At 60.1% G+C, this 19,193-nt stretch carries 20 protein-coding genes; 8 read left to right on the forward strand and 12 right to left on the reverse strand.

Annotated elements, in window-relative coordinates:
• Positions 1 to 80: 80 nt before the first annotated feature.
• Positions 81 to 638 (reverse strand): YceI family protein, encoded by a 558-nt coding sequence (locus AD669_RS16100; protein WP_053121527.1) that lies wholly within the window; start codon positions 636 to 638, stop codon positions 81 to 83.
• Between the two features lie 92 nt (positions 639 to 730).
• Positions 731 to 2,089: an MATE family efflux transporter gene (locus tag AD669_RS16105; RefSeq protein WP_053121529.1), complete on the reverse strand. Its 1,359-nt coding sequence runs from the start codon at positions 2,087 to 2,089 to the stop codon at positions 731 to 733.
• A gap of 170 nt (positions 2,090 to 2,259) precedes the next feature.
• On the opposite strand from AD669_RS16105, the gene AD669_RS16110 reads away from it, so the two are divergent.
• Both AD669_RS16110 and AD669_RS16115 read left to right on the forward strand, forming a co-directional pair.
• Positions 2,260 to 2,826 carry a chorismate mutase gene (locus AD669_RS16110; RefSeq protein ID WP_053121670.1) on the forward strand — a complete coding sequence of 189 codons (567 nt, stop codon included), beginning with the start codon at positions 2,260 to 2,262 and terminating at the stop codon, positions 2,824 to 2,826.
• Positions 2,827 to 2,970: 144 nt separating this feature from the next.
• Positions 2,971 to 4,614, forward strand: a complete 1,644-nt coding sequence (locus AD669_RS16115; RefSeq protein WP_053121531.1) for a sensor domain-containing diguanylate cyclase — start codon at positions 2,971 to 2,973, stop codon at positions 4,612 to 4,614.
• Here AD669_RS16115 and AD669_RS16120 read toward each other — a convergent pair whose 3' ends face one another.
• The 3 genes from AD669_RS16120 to AD669_RS16130 all read right to left on the reverse strand — a co-directional run bounded on the left by AD669_RS16120 (position 4,615) and on the right by AD669_RS16130 (position 7,440).
• The gene (locus AD669_RS16120) at positions 4,615 to 4,908 is read right to left on the reverse strand and encodes a hypothetical protein (protein ID WP_053121533.1); all 294 of its coding nucleotides are present in this window, start codon (positions 4,906 to 4,908) and stop codon (positions 4,615 to 4,617) included.
• Between the two features lie 89 nt (positions 4,909 to 4,997).
• Positions 4,998 to 6,086: a polyamine ABC transporter substrate-binding protein gene (locus AD669_RS16125; protein ID WP_053121535.1), complete on the reverse strand. Its 1,089-nt coding sequence runs from the start codon at positions 6,084 to 6,086 to the stop codon at positions 4,998 to 5,000.
• Between the two features lie 52 nt (positions 6,087 to 6,138).
• On the reverse strand, positions 6,139 to 7,440 hold the full coding sequence (locus AD669_RS16130; RefSeq protein ID WP_053121537.1) for an FAD-binding oxidoreductase: 1,302 nt from the start codon (positions 7,438 to 7,440) through the stop codon (positions 6,139 to 6,141).
• Between the two features lie 160 nt (positions 7,441 to 7,600).
• On the opposite strand from AD669_RS16130, the gene AD669_RS16135 reads away from it, so the two are divergent.
• Positions 7,601 to 8,491: a LysR family transcriptional regulator gene (locus AD669_RS16135; protein ID WP_053121539.1), complete on the forward strand. Its 891-nt coding sequence runs from the start codon at positions 7,601 to 7,603 to the stop codon at positions 8,489 to 8,491.
• 74 nt (positions 8,492 to 8,565) lie between these two features.
• Here the strand turns inward: AD669_RS16135 and AD669_RS16140 are convergent, their stop codons facing one another.
• Together AD669_RS16140 and AD669_RS16145 are read right to left on the reverse strand one after the other, a co-directional pair.
• On the reverse strand, positions 8,566 to 8,952 hold the full coding sequence (locus AD669_RS16140; RefSeq protein ID WP_053121541.1) for a cytochrome c family protein: 387 nt from the start codon (positions 8,950 to 8,952) through the stop codon (positions 8,566 to 8,568).
• 65 nt (positions 8,953 to 9,017) lie between these two features.
• Positions 9,018 to 10,349, reverse strand: coding sequence for a PLP-dependent aminotransferase family protein (locus AD669_RS16145; RefSeq protein WP_053121543.1), 1,332 nt, complete (start codon positions 10,347 to 10,349; stop codon positions 9,018 to 9,020).
• A 90-nt stretch (positions 10,350 to 10,439) separates the two neighbouring features.
• On the opposite strand from AD669_RS16145, the gene AD669_RS16150 reads away from it, so the two are divergent.
• Positions 10,440 to 11,333, forward strand: coding sequence for a DMT family transporter (locus AD669_RS16150; RefSeq protein ID WP_053121545.1), 894 nt, complete (start codon positions 10,440 to 10,442; stop codon positions 11,331 to 11,333).
• Positions 11,334 to 11,336: 3 nt separating this feature from the next.
• On the opposite strand, the gene AD669_RS16155 is transcribed toward AD669_RS16150, so the two are convergent.
• Positions 11,337 to 12,152, reverse strand: a complete 816-nt coding sequence (locus AD669_RS16155; protein WP_053121548.1) for an AraC family transcriptional regulator — start codon at positions 12,150 to 12,152, stop codon at positions 11,337 to 11,339.
• Positions 12,153 to 12,285: 133 nt separating this feature from the next.
• Between AD669_RS16155 and AD669_RS16160 the strand changes: the two genes are divergently transcribed.
• Positions 12,286 to 12,804 (forward strand): carboxymuconolactone decarboxylase family protein, encoded by a 519-nt coding sequence (locus tag AD669_RS16160; RefSeq protein WP_053121550.1) that lies wholly within the window; start codon positions 12,286 to 12,288, stop codon positions 12,802 to 12,804.
• An 88-nt stretch (positions 12,805 to 12,892) separates the two neighbouring features.
• On the opposite strand, the gene AD669_RS16165 is transcribed toward AD669_RS16160, so the two are convergent.
• The gene (locus AD669_RS16165; RefSeq protein WP_053121551.1) at positions 12,893 to 14,338 is read right to left on the reverse strand and encodes a SulP family inorganic anion transporter; all 1,446 of its coding nucleotides are present in this window, start codon (positions 14,336 to 14,338) and stop codon (positions 12,893 to 12,895) included.
• Between the two features lie 157 nt (positions 14,339 to 14,495).
• Between AD669_RS16165 and AD669_RS16170 the strand changes: the two genes are divergently transcribed.
• The gene (locus AD669_RS16170; protein WP_053121553.1) at positions 14,496 to 14,804 is read left to right on the forward strand and encodes a hypothetical protein; all 309 of its coding nucleotides are present in this window, start codon (positions 14,496 to 14,498) and stop codon (positions 14,802 to 14,804) included.
• On the opposite strand, the gene AD669_RS16175 is transcribed toward AD669_RS16170, so the two are convergent.
• A complete protein-coding gene (locus AD669_RS16175; RefSeq protein WP_053121555.1) occupies positions 14,795 to 15,253 on the reverse strand; it encodes a GNAT family N-acetyltransferase in 459 nt (152 codons plus the stop codon). The genes AD669_RS16170 and AD669_RS16175 overlap by 10 nt on opposite strands.
• A gap of 142 nt (positions 15,254 to 15,395) precedes the next feature.
• Here AD669_RS16175 and AD669_RS16180 point away from each other — a divergent pair, with 142 nt between their 5' ends.
• Positions 15,396 to 16,037: a TetR/AcrR family transcriptional regulator gene (locus tag AD669_RS16180; RefSeq protein WP_053121557.1), complete on the forward strand. Its 642-nt coding sequence runs from the start codon at positions 15,396 to 15,398 to the stop codon at positions 16,035 to 16,037.
• A gap of 140 nt (positions 16,038 to 16,177) precedes the next feature.
• On the opposite strand, the gene AD669_RS16185 is transcribed toward AD669_RS16180, so the two are convergent.
• Positions 16,178 to 16,711, reverse strand: coding sequence for a cysteine hydrolase family protein (locus AD669_RS16185; RefSeq protein WP_053121559.1), 534 nt, complete (start codon positions 16,709 to 16,711; stop codon positions 16,178 to 16,180).
• A gap of 66 nt (positions 16,712 to 16,777) precedes the next feature.
• Positions 16,778 to 18,505 carry a gamma-glutamyltransferase gene (gene ggt / locus AD669_RS16190; RefSeq protein ID WP_053121561.1) on the reverse strand — a complete coding sequence of 576 codons (1,728 nt, stop codon included), beginning with the start codon at positions 18,503 to 18,505 and terminating at the stop codon, positions 16,778 to 16,780.
• Positions 18,506 to 18,656: 151 nt separating this feature from the next.
• On the opposite strand from ggt, the gene AD669_RS16195 reads away from it, so the two are divergent.
• The gene (locus AD669_RS16195; protein WP_053121563.1) at positions 18,657 to 19,193 is read left to right on the forward strand and encodes a methylated-DNA--[protein]-cysteine S-methyltransferase; all 537 of its coding nucleotides are present in this window, start codon (positions 18,657 to 18,659) and stop codon (positions 19,191 to 19,193) included.

Here is a 19,193-nt window from a genome sequence, read left to right on the forward strand (position 1 = left end):
GATCTTTTGATCTTGTCTTTTAAAAACAGGATCAAAAGATCGCAGCCTTCGGCAGCTCCTACATTGGGAAAATCGGGGTATTACTGCTGCGGCGCCACCACTTTGATTTTGATCGCGATGTCCTTCGACACCACCGTGTCCGCCCACTCCCCCGCGCCGAGCCCAAACTCGTCGCGCTTGAGCAGCAGCTCACCGTCAAAAATGCCGATGGCGTTCTCCGGCTTCAATTCAACCGGCACCTGCACGTCGCGGGTGATGCCTTTGAGGGTGAGCTGGCCGGCGATCAGGTAGCGGTTTTCGCTCACCTGGGTGAAATGGCTTGATTCGAATACCGCGACGGGGAATTTTTCCGTGTCGAACCACGCCGGTTTCACCAGTTCGGTATTGGCGTCTTCGCTGCCGGCATCGATGCTGGTGAGGTCGATGTGCAGCGTGGTATGGGCATTGGCGAGATTGTCGGAATCGAAGCTCAGCGTCGCCTCGAACTTGCCGAACGTGCCGTACATCCGCGAGCCCATCTGGTTATAGGTGAAGCTGATCTGACTGGCGGTCGTGTTGACCCGGTTGTATTCGACCGCCTGGGCAATCGGCACGGCGCACAGGCAAAGCGCGGCAGCGAGCAGCAATCGGATCGACATGGGATTCTCCGGGCAGCGCTTACCGTCGAGGGCCTCGATTGACTAAAGCAAACAACCGACAGTTACGCCACTTCGGGATCAGGGTTTGAAGTTCAAACCATCCGCTCGATCTTCTGATGCTTCCACACCAGTTTGTAATACAGCGTCTGCAACACCAGCATCCCCAGATACGCCACCGGAAACGCCATCCACACACCCTGCAAACCGTACTGGCCATCAAGCCAGTACGCCGCCGGCAACTGCACGCCGACCACACAAATAATCGCAATGATCACCGGCACCAGCACTGTGCCACTGGCGCGCATGATCCCGCCGATGATCGCCTGGAAGCCAAACACCAGCAGGCTCCAGAGCATGATGTGCAGCAGATGCTCGGCCATCGCCCGGGTTGAGTCTTCGGTCAGGAACAAGCCAAGCAACCAGTGCGACAGCAGGTAACCCAGCACAATCAGCCCACCGGTCAGGCACACGTTGATCAGCAAACCCGTGCGCAGAATCGGCGCCATTCGCTCCAGACGCCCGGCACCAATCGCCTGTGCGCCCAGAATCGACGCAGTGATCGCAATCGATAACGCCGGAAACTGCACGTAGTTAACGATCTGCGTCACCGCGCCATACGCCGCCGTTGCCTGCGAACCGTGCTGGTTCACCAGCGCCAGAATCACCAGTTCCGACAATGACAGAACAATCATCTGCACGCCGGTCGGCAGGCCGATGCGCAGCACCTTGCCGAGGATTGCACCGTTGAGCCGCAGCGCTGCAAAAAACTCTCGATCCGGCGCCAGCGGATGGCCCTTGCGGATCAAGCGCCACGCCAGCCACGCCATCGCCGCGAGGTTACCGGCCAGGCCCGCGTACGCCGCACTTTGAATGCCCAGTTGCGGCAGACCAAACCAGCCGCGAATCAACGCCGGGGTCAGCGCCAGACCCACACTGGTCGAGACGATCAGCGCCAGCAGCGGCGACAACGTGTCACTCACCCCACGTAGCAACTGGGTGAACAGCACAAACACCAGCATCGACGGCAGAATCCACATCATCACGTGCGCGTAGGCCACCGCATCGTCCAGCACATCCGCCGGCGTGCCCAATCCGGTCAACGCCTGCCGCGCGAACACACTGCCGAGCACCGCCGCGATCAAACCAATCAGCACACCCAGCAACAACGTTGCGCCGGCGATGGCTTTAACCATATGCGGCTCGCGCGCGCCCCACGCCTGACCGATCAACACGCCCGCGCCCGCACCAAGGCCGATGACCAGCGCGATAAAGAAGAAGATGATCGGAAACATGCCCGACACCGCCGCCAGCGCCTGAGTGCCGAGCATCTGGCCGATGTAAATGCTGTTCACCGTGCCCGACATCGACTGCAGAAAATTCGACAACACCATCGGGGCGAGGAATAACAAATACGTTTGCCAGAGGGGTTTGGTGACGGCTGGGGTTTGCATGGGGCAGGAGGTCCATCTCGACGGCAGGAAGGCTTAAGGAGGATAGCTTCGATGAGTTGTCGGCGGGGCGCAATTAACATTTAAGCTTCGTGTTTAATTTCGCCCTGAAGCGATGCCGGAGTCTGTGGTAAACAACACTCCACCCATTGTTCATGATTGAGATTTTGCTCATGCCGCACGTTACAAATCTGCTGACCAGCGCCCTCCTCGCTCTCCTCACCGGCAGCGCTTGCGCCGCCACGCCCAGCGCTGCTCCCGAAGCCTTGAAGCCGTTGTTGATGACGTTGAACGAGCGCCTGAACATCGGCGATCTGGTAGCGCTGACCAAGTGGGACAGCGGCAAGCCGATTCAGGACACGCCGCGTGAAGCGCAGGTGATTGCCAATGCGCGCACGCTGGCCGCCGAGCGCAAACTCGATGCTGAAGACGTGGCGCAATTGATTGCTGCGCAAATGGAGGCCAATAAACTGGTGCAGTACGGTTTGCTCGCACAATGGCAAGCGGCGGGTGTGGCGCCGAACACTGCACGCCCGGATCTGGGCAAGCAGATTCGGCCGCGACTGGATGAGCTGCAGAGCCGATTGTTGCAGCAGTACGCTGATTTCGCGCCTTACCGTCGGGATCCGAATTGTTCGAGCTGGCTGGCGGAAGCGCGCAAGGGGTTGGCGCAGGATGCGCTGCATGAGTTGGCGTTGATGCGGAGCACCGGTGAATTGTGTGTGCGGGCGGCGAGGTAATAAAGTCAAAAGATCGCAACCTGCGGCAGCTCCTACAAGGGTCAGCGACGGGTCTGACAAATCCTGGCGCAAGTGACGACTGGCGGTCGGTCGATCATTGCGCATACCATCCGGCCACAACTTCAAAACAGAATCCGCTCGCCCATGCTCAAAGCCAGTCTGCGTAGCCATCTCACTCTTTGGTTTGCCGGTTTATCCCTGCTGACGCTGCTGAGCGTGGGTTTCTACGTCGGTCATATCGCCACCGAGCAGATGAAACAGGCCAGCGGCAATGCGCTGCTGAGCACCGCGCGCTCGGCGGCGGCATTGCTTGGCGAACAGTTGCGCGAGCGGCAACTTGAGGTTTATTTGCTCAGTCGAGCGCCGCATCTGGAGCGCGGCGATCTGGACAACCCGGCGATTCTCAAGTCGATGCAGTTGCGCACCCAGGCCCGCGCCGAATATGCGTGGATGGGCGTGGCCGATGCCGACGGTCTCGTGCATCAGGCCGTAAACGGTTTGCTGGTCGGTCAATCGGTGCAACAACGGCCGTGGTTCCAGGCTGGTCTGCGCAATGAGTACACCGGTGATCCGCACGAAGCCGTGTTACTCGCCAAATTGCTGCCGGGATTGCCGAATGGCGAACCGTTACGTTTCATCGATTTCGCCGCGCCGATTCACAACGCCGAGGGCCAGGTGATTGGTGTGCTGGGGGCTCACGCACACTGGAGCTGGGTGACGCGGATTGTCGAATCGGCGGCGGTGTCGCACAAGGATTCGGCGCCGGATCTCGAAGCGCTGATCATCGATCATGACGGTAAAGTGCTGTACCCGGAGGCGTTGATGGGCCAACAGGTCGCGGCCAACGATCCGAACTCGCCGGGCTGGACGGTCGGCAACGGCTATCTGACCAGTCGCGTGACCGTGCCGACACCGTCGAGCACTGCATTGTCGTGGTCGATTGCTGTGCGCCAACCGCTGGACACTGCCCTGCAACCGGCGCGCCTGCTGCTCTACAAACTGTTGCTGTTGGGCGTGTTCGCGGCAATCGGTTGTGGCTTGGTGGCGTACTACCTGGCGCTGTACCTCAGCCGCCCGATTGAACAACTCGCTCGCTCGGCCAAACGCGTACAGAACAATCAGCCCGGCGCACACTTCCCGCTGCAACATCCGGTGCAGGAAATTGCCCAGCTCGGCCAGTCGATCGATGCGATGACGCAATCACTGCTCGGCAAAGAACGTCAGTTGCAGGAAGCCAATGCCTCGCTGGAAGCGACCGTCGCGCAACGCACTGCGGCCCTCACCCAAGCCAACGCCGAACTGCTCAGTCTGGCGACCCACGATTCCCTGACCGGCGTTTTCAATCGTCGTCGCTTCGACGAAAAACTAACCGAATACAACCTGCTGTTCCGCCGTACCGGCCGCCCGTTTGCCTTGCTGCTGATCGACGCCGATCATTTCAAACGGATCAACGACACCTACGGCCACGCCATCGGCGATGACGTGCTGGTGCAACTGGCGCAACTGATTCGCGAGAGCACCCGCAGCACCGATTTCGTGGCGCGCTATGGTGGTGAAGAGTTCGCGGTGTTGTTGCCGGAAGTCGCGCAACCGGATACCCCTGAAGTGGTCGCCGAGAAAATCCGCACAGCCATCGCCAACGCGCATTTCCCTCATGTCGGCAACATGACCGTCAGCATTGGCATCGGCCTGGCGGATCCGGCTGACAACAGCCAGACCCTGCTGATCAAACGCGCTGACCAACAGCTGTACCGGGCAAAAGCCGCCGGGCGTAACCAGATCGCCTGATCAGCCCTGCTTCACTTCACAGATCCCGTTGGCCTTGTTCTTCCCGGTGTACGACACCCCCGGTGAACCATCGGGATTGATGCTCAGCGAAATGGTCACGCTCGCGCCTTTGGCCTCGAAATAGTTGTCGTTGAATTTCTTCAGCTTGGCTTCCTTGCCATTGATGTAGATCGGCCCGCCCTCATCGGCGTGAACTTCGATCTTGCCCGGGCAAGTGGCATTGAGCATCGGGATGCCAGCGTGGGCCACTGATGCGATGAGCAACAAAGGTGCTGCCAGCAACAAAGATTTCATGGAAAGCTCCTTGGTTTCGGCGACATGCCGCGCTGTCAGCAATAACCCAAAATCGTCCATCCCACCAGTGTCACCGTTGTCGCGGGGGGTCAGGTATTGGTCTTCAACTTCGTCCACAACCGCGTCGTCAGCCGCGCAATCGCTGCCGGCAGTTCTTCGACGGTGAACAATGTGTCCATCACTTCTTTAGGCGGATAAATCGCCGGATCGCCGATCACGTCCTGATTGAGAAACTGGTTGGCCGCCGCATTCGGGTTGGCGTAATGGATGCTGTTGCTGATGTTGGCAATCACCTTCGGTTCGAGCAGGTAGTTCATGTAGGCGTAGCCGTTCTTTTCATGCGGCGCGCTTTTCGGCATGACCATCATGTCGAACCACAATGTCGTGCCTTCGGTCGGGATCGAATAGGCGATGTCGATGCCGTTCTTGGCTTCCTTGGCGCTCGCCGCTGCTTGAACGATGTCACCGTTGAAACCGATCACCGCGCAGACGTTGCCGTTGGCCAGGTCGCTGATGTATTTCGAGGCGTGGAAATACTGGATGTACGGGCGGATTTTCAGCAAGGCCTGCTCGGCTTGTTTGTAGTCGGCCGCTTCGTGGCTGTGCGGCGGCAAGCCGAGGTAGTTGAGGGTGATTGGCAGCACCTGTGTCGGGTTGTCGATGATCGCCACACCGCACTGGCTCAGCTTCTTGATGTTCTCTTCGTCGAAAAACATCTTCCACGAGCGAGTGATATCGGTATTGCCGAAGATCGCTTTGATTTTTTCGACGTTGTAGCCGATGCCGGCCGTGCCCCACATGTACGGGTAGCCGTACTGATTACCCGGATCGTTGACTTCGAGTTTCTTCATCAACACCGGGTCGAGGTTTTTCCAGTTCGGCAGTTGCGACTTGTCGAGTTTCTGGATCGCCCCGGCCTTGATCAGTCGCGAGAGAAAGTGGTTCGACGGGCTGACCACGTCATAACCGGTGTTGCCGGTCATCAACTTCGACTCCAGCACTTCGTTGCTGTCGTGGATGTCGTAAGTGGTCTTGATGCCGCTGGTCTGGGTGAAATTAGCCAGCGTGTCCGGGGCGATGTAGCTGTTCCAGTTGGAAATATTGACGGTTTCGTCGGCACAAGCGGCCGCCGACGTTGCAGCGAGGGCGATCGCCAGGGTGAGCGTATTGATGCGCATGTTCTATCACCTGAAAGGAAGTGGCTTTTGTTCTTGTGCGGTACGCGGATTTTCAGATTTCTGTTCTGGCCCTGACCGCCTCCACGCGCATGCGAAGCATGGCACCGATGTCGAAGAAAGGACGCGGCGGCAACCAGCCGGGTTCGGCGCGCTGCATCACCGATTGCAGCAGTGGCGAGTCAACGCCCGAGGCCAGTTCTGCCAGGAGTCGGCCCCACAAGGTTCCGCGCGCAACGCCGGAACCGTTGCAGCCCGCCACGGCGTACACGCCCTCTTCCACCCGGTCGAAATACGCCTGACCGCTGCGGGTAGCGCTCAAATGACCGGTCCAGGTGTATTGAATGTCGCGCTCGTCGAGGAAGGGAAAACGCCGCTGCAATCCAAGTACATGATGCTGGCGACGTTGCGCGAGTGCGCCGTTGGACAGGTCGCGCGTGCGGTATTCGGCGGTGTTGCGGATCATCACGCGGCGATCCGGGGTCAGGCGCACGGTGGCGCCGAGCGGCCGGGTCGAGAGCACGCCCCACGGCTCGACCGCGCCAATCGCCTGAAACTCGTGATCGGTCAGCGGCCGCGTCAGGCTGGCGCTGAGTTCCATGGGGAATGTGCCGCTGTCGTTGATGCCGACCCGAGGAATAAACGCGTTCAGGCACACCAGCACTTTCTTCGCTTCAACGCTGCCGTTAGCCGCGTTGGCGCGCAGCCCGCCCTGACTCAGACGCTCGACACTGGCGATGTCGGTGTCCTCATACACGGTGATGTTGCCCGGCAGTGCGTTGAGCAAACCTTTCACATACTTGGCCGGTTGCAGCAGCGCATTGCCGTGGCCACACCAGATCGCGGCGGCGTAGTGACGGGTGCCGAGTTTTTGCGCCAGTTGTTCGCCCTGCAGAAATTCCGCCCGAGCGCCGAGCGCACGCAATGTCGCCAGTTTGGCCTCGACATGATCAAGCTTGGCCGCGTCGTTGACCGCAAAGTAATAACCGCTGTCGCGAAAGTCGCACTCGATGGCGTGCTGGCCGATGCGCTGACGGACTTCTTCGCTGGCCGCCCGGGAAATCATCGTGTCGGTTTCAAATCCGGCAAACCCGGCGGTGCCGATCAATTCACTGTGCGCCGGGTGTTCATGAGCAACGACGAACCCCGAGTTACGCGCCGACGCGCCTTGCGCCGCGCGCTGCCGGTCGACCACGACGATGCGCGCCTGCGGGTGCATGTCGGCGAGCGTGTGTGCAGCGCTGAGCCCGGTAATTCCAGCGCCAATCACCAGCCAATCGGCCTTCTGCGCGCCGCTCAGGCGACCGCGCTCCGGCGAATGGCCAGCCTGCGCGATCCAGCCGCATATGTTTTCCATGCATCACCTCATATGACTGTCGTTCAACGGCTTGCCCCTGTGTAAAGTGCATGCGTGAATCGCATGGACACCTTGAGAAGGTCGCCGCCAGAGCTAGAATCTATAAGGTCTTCGTCAGACCGACCAACGTTATAAAATCATCGAGCCATTCTGAAATCGCATGGATAAAATTCGCCACGTACCGTCCCTTCAAGCCATGCAGGCACTGGTCGAAGTCGCCGATTGCGGCAGCTTCACTCTGGCGGCGCAGAAGCTGTGCCTGACCCAAAGCGCGGTCAGTCGGCAGATCCAGCAATTGGAGGGCCACTTCAATGTTGCGCTGTTTATCCGTACCAGCCGCAGCCTGCGCCTGACCGCAGAAGGCGAACAGGTGCTGGCCAGCGCGCGCAGTATTCTCGAACAACTGAAAAATCTCGAAGAGCGCCTCGCCCCACAGGAGCGGCCATTCCGCATCCGCATGCACGTGTCACTGGCGGTGCGCTGGCTGCTGCCCAAACTCAGCGACTTTTACCTCAACCATCCCGAGGTTTCCTTGGCGATTGAGACGGTCGCCACCGAAGTGGTTGAGCCGGCCAGCGACAGCGACGCGTACATTCTGTATCTGCCGCAAGCGACCAGCGACCCGGCGTATCTGACGCTGTTTGCAGAAACGCTGGTGCCGGTGTGCGCGCCCAATCTGCCGGGCGCACCGCGTTCAGTGGACGAGTTGCAGCGTTTTGCCTTGCTGCATCGCTCGGCTGATCGTCAGGCGTGGTTCGAATGGCTGGCGGCGAATAATGGAAAACCGCTGGAGGATTACCGGCACATCCCGTTCAACCTTGATGAGTTGGCACTGGATGCGGCGGCGCGCGGGTTGGGCGTGGCGGTCACTGACATGACGCTGGCGGCGGAGTCGCTGGAGCGCGGCGTGTTGGTGGTGCCGTTCGGCCCACCGCTGAAAACCGGCGGCATTTATTCGCTGTGCTTGCAGCCGTCAGCGGCGACGCACCCGGCGTGTGCATCGGTGATGCAATGGTTCACCAAACAAACCGACACCCCACAATCCCCGTAGGAGCTGCCGAAGGCTGCGATCTTTTGATCTTGCCCTTAAAAACCAGATCAAAAGATCGCAGCCTTCGGCAGCTCCTACGGGTGTTCCGAGAAGGTCTGCAGGTACGCGAGCAGGTTGTCGAGTTTCTCTTCATCGCTCAGGCCCCAGAAAATCATCCGCGTGCCCGGCACCACGCCTTTCGGGTCTTTGAGATACGCCCTCAACGTGTCGGCATCCCAGGTCACGCCGGAGTTTTTCATCGCGTCGGAATAGACGTAATTGGCCGAAGTACCGGCAGGCCGACCGACGATGCCGTTGAGTTCCGGGCCGAAACCGGGGCGGGCCGACTCACCGACCTGATGGCAACCACCGCACAAACGCGGGAAGATTTTTGCCCCCGCTTCAGGGTCGCCGGCGGCTTGGGCAGTTGAACAGGTGGCGATCAGGCTCAAGGCCAGGGACAGTAAAGCAGTGGTTTTCATCGAACGATCCAAAAACAGGCGCTACACAATTGCGGCAAGCCTAACATTTTGTGCAAGGCAGTTTTTTACAGGTAAGCGCCGATGATCTTTCTGACGGTGATCAATGCCTGACGCAAAACGGCCATGTCCACCGAGCCCAGCGCCAGCCGAATCGCGTGCGGCACATGGGCGGACACGGCAAACGGTTCGGCCGTGGTGACGGAGATCTGATGCTGCTGCAGTTCCACGACGATCTGATCGGCGCGCACATCTTCCGGCAGTGGCAGCCATAAAAAGTACGAAGACGGATGGCCGATGCACGACAGCCCTTTGAGCAATTCCGCGGCCAATTTTTGCCGTGCCTTGGCGTCGTTGCGTTTTTGTTCCTCAAGCTCAATGACGGTGCCATCGTCGAGCCAGCCGCAGGCAATTGCAGTCATCACGCCGGGCGTGTTCCAGGTCGTAGCGCGAATGACGCGTTCCAGCGCCGGCACCATCCCCACGGGCGCGGCGATGAATCCGACGCGCAAACCGGTGGCGATGTTTTTCGACAGTCCCGACACGTACACAGTGCGCTCGGGCGCCAGATCAATCAGCGGGCGCGGTGGGTTTTCCACCAGAAAGGCGTAGGCCGCGTCTTCGATGATTGTCAGATCATGCCGTCGGGCGATCGCCAGCAGTTGTTCGCGTTGATCAATCGGCATTACCCAACCCAGCGGATTGTGCAACGTCGGCATGCTGTAAACGGCGCGCACCGCACGCTCCCGGCAGAGCGTGTCCAGCGCAGGCAGATCCGGGCCGTGTTCGGTCGTGGGGATCGCCACCACTTCCAGATGCAGCGCTTCGGCCAGCACTTTGAACCCGGAATAGGTCAACGCGTCAGCGGCAATCACATCACCCGGTTTGAGCAACGCCATCAGCGTCACCGCCAGCCCTTGCTGTGCACCGTTGACGATCAGCACTTGCTCGGTCTCGACCTGCACGCCACGGCTTAGCAGATGTTGCGCAACCGACGCGCGCTCATGAGCGCGACCGGCGTGCGGCTGATAGCGCATCAACGCTTCGAGATCGCCCGACAACGCCAACTGCCGCAGCGCCGTGCGCAACAGATCCGCCTGACCGGGCAACGACGGGTAGTTGAAATTGAGGTCGATCATGCCGACCGCGACATCCTTCTGATCGATGCCCTGCCCCGGTAGCAACGAGGTTTCTCGCACAAACGTGCCGCGCCCGGACTCGCCACTGACCAGGCCCATCGCCTCCAGCTCAGCATAAACCCGTGAAGCGGTGACCAGCGCCAGCCCTTCGCTCGCCGCCAGTTGCCGGTGCGTCGGCAGGCGCGTGCCCGGCGACAGGCGACCCGAGCGAATGTCATCGGCGTAGGTATCAACCAGCGTCTTGTATCGGAAGCGCGGCATGTCGGCTGTATCCATGACAATTCTTTGATTGTCCTGATTCTCAGCCATAGGATTCAAATGACGCAACCCCACTTCTGAGCGCGACCTGGTATGGAAAAAACCTCGAATCTGACGAACCCGGCACTGGAAAAAACCAGCGGCTGGATCAACGGCTTTATTGGCGTGGTGATTTTCAGCGGTTCACTGCCGGCCACGCGATTGGCAGTGCTGGAATTCGACCCGGTGTTTCTCACGGTATTGCGTGCCGCCATCGCTGGGGTATTGGCCGTGGCACTGCTGTGGCTTTTTCGCGAACGGCGCCCCACACGCGATCAGTGGCTGTCGTTGTTCATCGTGGCGATGGGCGTGGTGCTCGGATTTCCGCTGCTGACTGCGTTGGCTTTGCAACACGTGACGTCAGCACATTCGATTGTCTTTGTAGGATTGCTGCCACTGGCGACAGCGATTTTCGGCGTATTACGCGGCGGTGAACGGCCGCGTCCGGTGTTCTGGATTTTCTCGGTACTCGGCAGTGCGCTGGTGGTGGGGTTTGCGATCTCTCAAGGCCTGACCGCTTCGCCCACCGGCGATTTACTGATGTTGGCCGCCATCGTCGCCTGCGGGCTCGGCTACGCCGAAGGGGCGAAACTGTCGCGCAGCCTCGGCGGCTGGCAGGTGATTTGCTGGGCGCTGGTGCTGTCGCTGCCACTGATGGCGGTGCTCAGCCTGTGGCTGGCGCCCGCCTCGTTCAGCACCATCAGCCTGTCGGCATGGCTGTGTCTGGGCTACGTATCGCTGTTCAGCATGTTGATCGGTTTTGTGTTCTGGTATCGCGGCTTGGCGCAGGGCGGGATTGCGGCGGTGGGTCAGTTGCAGTTGTTGCAGCCGTTTTTTGGCTTGGCGCTGGCGGCGACATTGCTGCATGAACACGTCAGCGTCGGCATGCTCGCGGTGACCTTGGGCGTCATTCTGTGTGTCGCCGGGGCGAAGAAGTTCGCCAAATAATCCCTAAGCGCCAGCCTTCCACTCGCGCGGGCTGAGCCCGGTCTTGCGGCGAAACGCGCGAGCCAGCGCCGAAGGGCTTTCGTAACCGACCTCCTCGGCGATCAGCGCAATCGGTTTGCCCTCGCGCAAACGTTTCTGCGCCAGGCTGACCCGCCAGCTCAGCAGATAATCGGCCGGCGTCTGCCCGACCACGCGGCGAAACTGCTCGGCAAAACTGGCACGCGAGAGGTTGGCGACGCTGGCCAGCTCGGCCACGCTCCACGGTTTATGCGGTTGCTCGTGCATCTGGATCAAGGCCCGCGACAAACGCGGATCGGCGAGTCCGGCCATCATCCCCGGTTGTTGATCGCGACTGCTGATGAGGTGGCGCAACAGCAGAATCACCAGCAGTTCAAACAACCGATCCATTACCGCAACCCGCCCGCAATGTCCTTCGAAGGCTTCCTTGAACAACCATTCCAGCGTGCTGCCCAGTTCGGGAATGTCGCTGAGTTTCAGCACCAGATAATCCGGCAACGCGGTGGCGAGTGCATTGCCCGAACCGCCGTCGAACGTCAGCGTGGCACAGACCACGCGGGTGTCCATGGACTCGTCGGCAGACATTCGATGGGGAAACGGTCGCGGAAAGAAAATAAGCGAAGGTTCACTCAGCCTGAGCTCGCGTTCGTTAGCCGGCCTGAGCAGCAACTCGCCCGCCTGCAACAGATGCACATGCCCGCACGGCTCGCCCTCATGCACGCTGATGCCGCAAAACGCGCCGCTGTGAAAGGTGCCGGCATTCACACCGAAGTGGCTGAGCAAAGTAGAAAGGCGATCCATTGGGCGACTCCTGCGGGCGAATCTGGACGATCTGCCGCATATCGTCGACGATTTGCCGCCAAAACACCAGTTGCGCTCACTAACATTCATTCCATCGCCGACGCAGTTCGCGCCGGACTTTCGGAGAATCACCATGAGCCGTATCAACGCCATCAGCCTCGAAACCGCCACCGACGCCACCCGCCCCGTGCTGGAAGGTGTGAAGAAGAAAATCGGTTTCCTGCCGAACCTGTTCGCCACACTGGCCAAGGCGCCGGTCGCGCTCGACACCTACGTGCAAGCGTCAGCGACACTGGGCAAATCGTCGCTCAGCGCCAAGGAAAAAGAAGCGGTGTACCTGGCGACCTCGCAGGTTAACGGCTGCGATTACTGCCTGGCGGCGCACACCTTTTTCGGCAGCAAGGCCGGGTTGTCGGCCGAGGACATCGTCGCGGCGCGCCAAGGTGAACTGAACGCCTATGCCGCCCTCGCCTATCAATTGACCGAAAGCCGTGGCCACTTGAGTGACGAGCAAATCGCTGCCGCTCGCGCCGCCGGGATTGATGACGGCAAGATCATCGAAGTGATTGCCGTAGTGGCGGTGCAGACCCTGACCAACTACCTGAACAACGTGGCGCTGACCGAGATCGACTTCCCGGCCATCGACGCCTGATCAAAGACCAATGCAAGACCTGTGGTGAGGGGATTTATCCCCTCACCACAAGTCCACATTCATCACAAAGTCGTGTAAGCGCCGTGTGTCAGTCGTGATCGACGCCGGCGCGTTTCAGCAGTTTTTTGCAGCGCTCGGACAAGTGGAATACCTGCAGATCCTTGCCTGCCTTGGCGTAACGTTCACGCAAGGTTTTCAGCGCGGCAATCGCCGAGTAATCGACAAAGCTCAGATGCCGGCAATCGAGGGTGACTTTTTGCGGATCGGTCGCCGGGTCGAACTGGTTGAGGAACGGCGTGGTCGAGGCGAAAAACAGCGTGCCATGCAGGCGATAGAGTTTGCTGCCGTCGGCCTCAAAGTGCTCATCGGCGTACAACTCGCGCGCCTGCTGCCAGGCGAAGTTCAGCGCAGCAATGATGATGCCGCAGAGCACAGCGGTGGCCAGATCGGTGAACACGGTGATGGTGGTCACGGCGATGATCACCAGCACATCGTTGAGCGGGACTTTGTTGATGACGCGCAACGACGCCCAGGCGAAAGTCTGTTGCGAGACCACGAACATCACCCCGACCAGCGCCGCCAGTGGGATACGCTCGATCAGCGGCGATAGAAACAGAATGAACAACAAAATCAGCACGCCCGCGACCACACCGGACAAACGTCCGCGCCCGCCGGAGCTGAGGTTGATCACGGTCTGGCCGATCATCGCGCAACCGCCCATGCCGCCAAACGCGCCCGAGACCATGTTCGCCGCGCCCAACGCCACGCATTCACGATCCGGGTAGCCACGGCTTTCAGTGATTTCGTCGGTGAGGTTCAGCGTCAGCAGTGTTTCCAGCAGCCCGACCAGCGCCATCAGAATCGCGTAGGGGGCGATGATGCGCAGTGTTTCGAGAGTCCACGGGATGTCCGGCAAAGCGAAAGTCGGCAGACCACCGGCGATGTGCGCCATGTCGCCGAGGGTGCGGGTCGGCAGGCCGAACAGATAGACCAGCAGGCCGACGCCGAGAATCGCCACCAGCGCCGGCGGCACCGCTTTGGTCAGGCGCGGCAGGATGTAAACGATCGCCATGGTCAGCGCCACCAGCCCCGCCATCAGGTACAACGGCGTGCCGCTTAGCCATTCCTCACCGTTCTTGAAATGCTCCAGTTGCGCCAGGGCAATGATGATCGCCAGACCGTTAACGAAGCCGAGCATCACCGGGTGCGGCACCATGCGCACCAGTTTGCCCAAGCGCAGCAAACCGAACGCCATCATGATCAAACCGCCGAGCAGCACGGTCGCCAGCAGGTATTGCACGCCGTGTTGCACCACCAGCGCAACAATCACCACCGCCATCGAACCCGCCGCGCCGGAGACCATACCCGGCCGACCGCCAAACAAAGCGGTCAACGTGCAGATGATGAAAGCACCGTACAGGCCCATCAGCGGATTGAGGTGTGCCACCAGCGCGAAGGCGATGCATTCGGGCAACAGGGCAAACGAGGTGGTGAGTCCGGCCAGGACATCGGCGCGCAGACGAATCGGTTTCATGGCTTACCTGACTGAGCGGCCGACGTCGGCGACCGCAGGTGTTCGGGGAAAAGTGGGTTGCGGATGTTACGGAATTGTCCCCGCAGCGGCCAGTGATCGCTGACAGTTATCGACCTGCGCTTTATGCTGGCGCGCTCAGTCTTCATCGAGTTCGAACATGTCTGCATTTTTAACCGCTCGCGAAGTTTGTCAGCGTTTGCGTGACGCGGCGCTGGAGGTGCTCGCCTTTAAAGTATGCGAGGCGCCCTCCGCGTCCGGGCTGGTTGCCGTTGATATCGAAGGCTGGCGCTTGCTGCTGGATTTTGACGGCGGCCGGTTGCATCACTGTGAATACGCGCGCGATACCGATGGGCGCGAAGGCGCGCTCGACGGCTGGCAGCGTTATGGCACTGATCCGGTGAGTTTGCTCAGTACTTGGGAATTGGCGCAGATCGAGCGGCTACTCGCGCAATCCCCTCAGCCCTGACGCAAGTCGAGCACGTAAGTGTAATAACCGGTGTCGCGCACATACCCCAACGACTCGTACAAACCCTGCGCGGTGACGTTGTCGGTGGCGGTTTCCAGCACCAACCCCTTCGCGCCGGTTTCCAGGGCAAACGCGCGGGCGGTGTTCATCAGCAATCGGCCAACGCCGCGACCCCGGGCGGCTGGCGTGGTGAACAGATCGCTGAGCAGCCAGGTGCGGTGGGCGTCGATGGAGGAAAACGTCGGGTACAACTGCACAAATCCCAGCGCTTCACCGTGCTCCTCCTGCGCCAGAAAAATCGCTGACTCCCCCGCCGCCATGCGTTCGGCGATGAAGGCGCGCGACTGTGCCAGATTCGACGGCTGCTCGTAGAAACCCCGATAAGCGTCGAATAACTGCGCCACCGCGTCCAGCTGTGCGGTATCGGCGCGCAAAGCCTTAATCGTCATGACCCCTTCCTCGTTTATTCAATGATCGAAGCAGCATAGCGCTGTCTGTCGAGTAAGCTGGCTTCACCGCTATATAGTTTTGTATATTGCGAAACCGAAATCGCCAGAATCTTTCCATGTTGTTTATTCAGACTGTTTTTCCATGAGTGCCATCCGCGTACGCAACGAGCAGTTGATCCTCAACGCTGCCAGTGAAGAATTCGCCGCCAACGGCTTTGACGCCACCCAGACCCGCGACATCGCCGCCCGCGCCGGCGTGCCCAAGGCGAACCTGTATTACTACTTCCAGACCAAGGAAAACCTCTACTCGAAAGTCTTGCTGGGGTTTGTCGAACCGTTGCTGGAGGCGTCGGCGGTGCTGCGTGAAAGCGATGATCCGCTGGTGGGTTTGCGCGCTTACGTCGCTGCGCGGATTCGTATTGCCCGCGAGCATCCGGCGATTGCCAAGGTTTTCAGTGGAGAGTTGTTGCTCGGCGGGCGGCAGTTGCCAGACGAGTGCCGCGACCTGCTGCACGCTGAAGCGCGACGGAATGTCGAGTGTCTGCGCAGCTGGATCGAGCGCGGTTTGCTGGCACCGGTGGATCCGGAGCATTTGATGCTGTTCATCTGGTCGGCGACGCGCACGTACACCAATATTGGCTGGCAGATGGGCCGAATCATGGAACGCGAAGAGCCGCTGGATGAGGATTACGAACGGGCGGCGGAGACGATTACGCGGTTGGTGCTGGAGGGGGTTGTGGCGCCGAGGGCTGGGGAGATTCGCGGGGTTTTGTTTGCGACTTGAACCGCAGAATGACCGCAGTACATCTGCAAACACAACCCCTGTAGGAGCTGTCGAGTGAAACGAGGCTGCGATCTTTGATCATGATTTTCAAGATCAACAGATCGCAGCCTCCGGCAGCTCCTACAGGGGGTGTGGTGTTTTCAAAACGTAATGGTTGCGGCGGGTTTTACGTCGATGCGGGCGACGGAGCCGGTCAGGTGCGCGAGGTCTTTGTTGTGTTCGGCGATGATGTCGTCGGCGCTCATCGGGCCGTTGTCGACGGTGGAATGTGCGTCAGCGGCGAGCACTACGTCGTAGCCCAGTTGATGGGCCTGGCGCACGGTCGCGTTGATGCAATAGTCGGTTTGCAACCCGCAAATGACCAAGCGTTCGAAATCCTCGCTCGGCAGCAGTTTGCGTAAATCAGTCTGATAGAACGAATCGGGCGTGGTCTTGCGCACGCGTAAATCCTCGCTCGATGTTTCCAGCCCTTCCGCCAGTTGCCAGCCTTCCGCGCCATGAGCCAACGGGCTGTCCTTTTCTTCATGCTGAATCAGCACCACCTGCACGCCGGCCGTGCGCGCTCGGCGGCTGAGGCCGTTGATGGTGTCGATCACCCGGAGAATGTCATGGCACTCATACTCACCCGAGCAGAGAGCTTGCTGGACGTCGATGATCAGCAATGCGGTGGTCATGATGAGCCTTCCTTGATCAGTCCATGAAACAGGGGCGGACATGGGCCCGCCCCGTTTTTACGCGCCTTAGTAACCCAATGACAACCCGGTATTACGCCGTGGATCGTTGGCACCATAGAAACGGTTTTTGCCAACCGGCTTACCGCCCAGCGACGGTGCGCCGACCAGAATCGCGGCGATGTGGTTGGCATCCTGCGGGCCGGCAAACTTGTGGCCCCAGCTCTCGAGAATCTTCTTCGTGTCGGGACTCGCCGCGAAGTCTTCGAGGTTGGTTTCCTCCGGCATCCACTGCTGGTGGAAGCGCGGCGCATCGACTGCTTCCTGCAGGCCCATGCCGTAGTCGATGACGTTGAGCATGGTCAGCAAGGTCGCGGTGATGATCCGGCTACCGCCCGGCGTGCCCACCACCATCACCACTTTGCCGTCCTTGGTGACGATGGTCGGGCTCATCGACGACAGCGGTGCCTTGCCCGGCGCGATCGCGTTGGCTTCGCCCTGCACCAGACCGTACATGTTCGGCACGCCGACCTTGGAGGTGAAGTCGTCCATTTCATCGTTGAGGATCACCCCGGTCTTGCTCGCCATCACGCCCGCGCCGAACCAGTCGTTGAGGGTGTAAGTGACCGAAACCGCGTTACCCCACTTGTCGACGATCGAATAATGCGTGGTGTTGCTGCCTTCATGCGGTGCGGTACCCGGTTTCAGCTCGGCCGAGACGCCAGCCTTCTGCGGTTGAATCGCGTCGCGCAGTTTCGTTGCGTAGTTCTTGTCGAGCAGGTGTTCGATCGGGTTTTTGACGAAATCCGGATCACCCAGATAGCTGTTGCGATCCACGTACGCGTGGCGCATCGCTTCGATCTGGTAGTGCATGCCCTGGGCCGAATGGAAGCCCAGATCCTTCATCGGATAGCCTTCAAGAATATTCATGATCTGGCAGATCACCACACCGCCGGAGCTTGGCGGTGGCGCGGAAACCACGTGGTAGCCACGGTAATCACACTCGACCGGAGCCAGTTCGCGGGTCTTGTATTTGTCGAGGTCGGCCTGGGTGATGATGCCCTTGTTGGCCTGACTCGACGTCACGATCGCATCGGCGACCCAGCCTTTATAGAAGCCGTCGGTGCCTTTTTCGGAAATGGTGCGCAGGGTTTTAGCCAGATCCTTCTGCACCAGTTTCTGCCCGACCTGCATCGGTTCGCCGTTGTGCAGGAAGATCGAGCCGGAATCGCGAATGTCCTTTTTGAACACATCGGTGGCGTATTCCAGCAGCTCGACGTCGCCCTGCTCCAGTTCGAAACCGTCTTCAGCCAGTTTGATGGCCGGGGCGATCATGTCCTTGCGTTGTTTGGTGCCGTACTTGCTCAGCGCCAGTTCCATGCCGGAGACGGTGCCCGGTACGCCGACCGCCAAGTGGCCGCGCGTGCTCAGATCAGGAATGACGTTGCCTTCCTTGTCCAGATACATATTGGCGGTCGCGGCCAGCGGCGCTTTTTCGCGGAAATCGAGGAAGGTCTTGCGCCCGTCGGCCAGTTGAATGGTCATGAAACCGCCACCGCCGAGGTTGCCGGCTGCGGGGTAAACCACCGCCAGCGCATAACCCACCGCGACGGCGGCATCCACCGCGTTGCCGCCGCTTTTCAACACATCGACGCCGACGTGGGTCGCCAGATGCTGCGCGGTGACTACCATGCCGTTTTCGGCGGCGACCGGTGCGACCGAGGCCGCGTGAGCCATCAGACAGCTGAGTGCCAATGAGGTCGCTATCAGCGATTTGGCCAAAGGTTCGTACTTCATGAGTCGATCTCTTTTTTGTTTTTAGGGTCTGTGCAAAACAGAGGCGAACGCTTCAAGAGCAACAAGCAGTATGGTCGCGATTGCGCATTGCGCCTCCCCGCGCAGGCAGTATGCTGAGCGCCATCGATGCCCTGAACCGGAGCTGGCCTGCATGGCTTTTACCTTCATCACCCTGCCCTCGCCCGTCGGCGAGTTGAAGCTGGTCGCGAACGGTTCACGACTGGCGGCCATCCTCTGGGAAAACGACAAACCGAACCGCGTGCGCCTCGGGCCGATGAGCGCAGCACCAGACAATCCGATCCTGATAAAAACCGCTCGGCAGCTGCAAGAATATTTTTCCGGCACCCGCGATCGCTTCGATCTGGAGCTGGATTTTGTCGGCACTGATTTTCAGAAACAGGTGTGGGCGGCGTTGCTGACGATTCCGTTTGGCGAGACGCGCAGCTACAGCCAGATTGCCGCGCAGATCGGTAATCCTTCAGCGGTGCGGGCAGTGGGCGCAGCGAATGGGCGTAATCCGATTTCGATTGTGGCGCCGTGTCATCGGGTGATCGGTGCGTCGGGGAAACTCACCGGGTTTGCGGGCGGGCTGGAGGCCAAGGAGCATTTGCTGACGCTGGAGGGAGCTTTAACGTCAAAAGATCGCAGCCCGCGGCAGCTCCTGCATTTGCAATTCGATCTCCTGTAG

The sequence above is a fragment of the Pseudomonas sp. P1.31 genome (genome assembly GCF_001269815.1).
Lineage (GTDB): Bacteria > Pseudomonadota > Gammaproteobacteria > Pseudomonadales > Pseudomonadaceae > Aquipseudomonas > Aquipseudomonas rustica.

Excerpts from the sequence above, each read along its gene's own strand:
- AD669_RS16155 (WP_053121548.1), bottom strand. The coding sequence starts at position 12,152 with ATGGATCGCCTTTCTACTTTGCTCAGCCACTTCGGTGTGAATGCCGGC.
- AD669_RS16120 (WP_053121533.1), bottom strand. The coding sequence starts at position 4,908 with ATGAAATCTTTGTTGCTGGCAGCACCTTTGTTGCTCATCGCATCAGTG.
- AD669_RS16125 (WP_053121535.1), bottom strand. The coding sequence starts at position 6,086 with ATGCGCATCAATACGCTCACCCTGGCGATCGCCCTCGCTGCAACGTCG.
- AD669_RS16150 (WP_053121545.1), top strand. The coding sequence starts at position 10,440 with ATGGAAAAAACCTCGAATCTGACGAACCCGGCACTGGAAAAAACCAGC.
- AD669_RS16105 (WP_053121529.1), bottom strand. The coding sequence starts at position 2,089 with ATGCAAACCCCAGCCGTCACCAAACCCCTCTGGCAAACGTATTTGTTA.
- AD669_RS16180 (WP_053121557.1), top strand. The coding sequence starts at position 15,396 with ATGAGTGCCATCCGCGTACGCAACGAGCAGTTGATCCTCAACGCTGCC.
- AD669_RS16170 (WP_053121553.1), top strand. The coding sequence starts at position 14,496 with ATGTCTGCATTTTTAACCGCTCGCGAAGTTTGTCAGCGTTTGCGTGAC.
- AD669_RS16140 (WP_053121541.1), bottom strand. The coding sequence starts at position 8,952 with ATGAAAACCACTGCTTTACTGTCCCTGGCCTTGAGCCTGATCGCCACC.
- AD669_RS16185 (WP_053121559.1), bottom strand. The coding sequence starts at position 16,711 with ATGACCACCGCATTGCTGATCATCGACGTCCAGCAAGCTCTCTGCTCG.
- ggt (WP_053121561.1), bottom strand. The coding sequence starts at position 18,505 with ATGAAGTACGAACCTTTGGCCAAATCGCTGATAGCGACCTCATTGGCA.
- AD669_RS16135 (WP_053121539.1), top strand. The coding sequence starts at position 7,601 with ATGGATAAAATTCGCCACGTACCGTCCCTTCAAGCCATGCAGGCACTG.
- AD669_RS16195 (WP_053121563.1), top strand. The coding sequence starts at position 18,657 with ATGGCTTTTACCTTCATCACCCTGCCCTCGCCCGTCGGCGAGTTGAAG.
- AD669_RS16130 (WP_053121537.1), bottom strand. The coding sequence starts at position 7,440 with ATGGAAAACATATGCGGCTGGATCGCGCAGGCTGGCCATTCGCCGGAG.
- AD669_RS16165 (WP_053121551.1), bottom strand. The coding sequence starts at position 14,338 with ATGAAACCGATTCGTCTGCGCGCCGATGTCCTGGCCGGACTCACCACC.
- AD669_RS16110 (WP_053121670.1), top strand. The coding sequence starts at position 2,260 with ATGCCGCACGTTACAAATCTGCTGACCAGCGCCCTCCTCGCTCTCCTC.
- AD669_RS16145 (WP_053121543.1), bottom strand. The coding sequence starts at position 10,349 with ATGCCGCGCTTCCGATACAAGACGCTGGTTGATACCTACGCCGATGAC.
- AD669_RS16115 (WP_053121531.1), top strand. The coding sequence starts at position 2,971 with ATGCTCAAAGCCAGTCTGCGTAGCCATCTCACTCTTTGGTTTGCCGGT.
- AD669_RS16100 (WP_053121527.1), bottom strand. The coding sequence starts at position 638 with ATGTCGATCCGATTGCTGCTCGCTGCCGCGCTTTGCCTGTGCGCCGTG.
- AD669_RS16175 (WP_053121555.1), bottom strand. The coding sequence starts at position 15,253 with ATGACGATTAAGGCTTTGCGCGCCGATACCGCACAGCTGGACGCGGTG.
- AD669_RS16160 (WP_053121550.1), top strand. The coding sequence starts at position 12,286 with ATGAGCCGTATCAACGCCATCAGCCTCGAAACCGCCACCGACGCCACC.